Annotated in this window: 2 protein-coding genes; both read right to left on the bottom strand. The window is 44.5% G+C overall.

All coding sequences use genetic code 11. The annotated features are described in order from the left end of the window. Window positions 1-473: cache domain-containing protein (locus tag A3729_RS24015; protein ID WP_304439754.1), on the bottom strand; the 473-nt coding region annotated here is incomplete at its 3' end. After that, the coding region (locus A3729_RS24020) for a methylamine utilization protein (protein WP_068634374.1) at window positions 463-1030 on the bottom strand (568 nt) is incomplete at its 5' end. The genes A3729_RS24020 and A3729_RS24015, both read right to left, overlap by 11 nt.

Here is a 1030-nt window from a genome sequence, read left to right on the forward strand (position 1 = left end):
AGTACCGGCAACATCAGAATTTGGTAGGGTAAGCCATCTAATACAACGGTTTGCATCAGACCGCCATTTTCCTCTGCTTCTGACAACAAGTGCTTAAAGGGGAAGTTCTGGCTTTTACCTGTGCTGGCAATCAAGTCACCTTCGAGTGAGGCGATCATCATCAAGTCAGCGCCTATTCTAGCCCCATGATTGTCGAGCACTGAGCCAATAGTTGAACGGTCCTGATCCAGCACAGCGGCTTTAAAACCAAAGTCTGAGGTCAGTACCTCAGCAGACTCGAACAACTGGTTACCTCGCAGCGCCAGTAACTGTTCAAAAACCTTTTGACCTACGACGAGCTTCTCTCTCGCCTGCTCAGCGACACTATTGTTAGTCGCTAATAACACTGCCGAAATCGTCATAATCGACGAGACAATAATTAAACTTAAAAAGGATAGTAGGATTTTTTTTCGCAAGCTCAAGTCAATAATCATCGCGATCCCTTCTATACGCTCTGAACTGACGTCGCGTCTTTTCCTTTTTGAGCTTCAAGGTAATCGTGACTGTTTCATGCTTACTATCGATAGCTTTTCTAACTAAACCGGCTTTCCCCTCTAAGCGAGGATGCCAAATGAGCAGTTCTTCAGCTGTCTGAGAAAAGGTAAGTTTGCCGCTTTCATCGCTCACACCATAATTAGGCCATGGTGACACATAGATATAGCCCAACATTGAGTCATGAATATTGCAACCTAGTGCCACTAAACCCGGCTGATTAAAGGTAATCGGCTGTTCGGGAACTCCTTGATATAATTTAATTTCAAACTTTTTGGGTTGGGAAAAGGAATAGACATGGTGACGGATATTATCACTATTGGGAAAGACAACCGCTTGCCCTTGGTCTATCGCCAATACATGAGGTACAAAGGCAATATCAAGCTGATCCATAATGGCCGGCGTTTCCTCTGCTTGCTCAATATTTCCTTCGGGTATCGCTACATAAGCGTCTTTAACCGGTTTACCGTTCTGATCAAGCACTAAAACCTCAAAAGCA

Source organism: Oleiphilus sp. HI0043 (assembly GCF_001634935.1).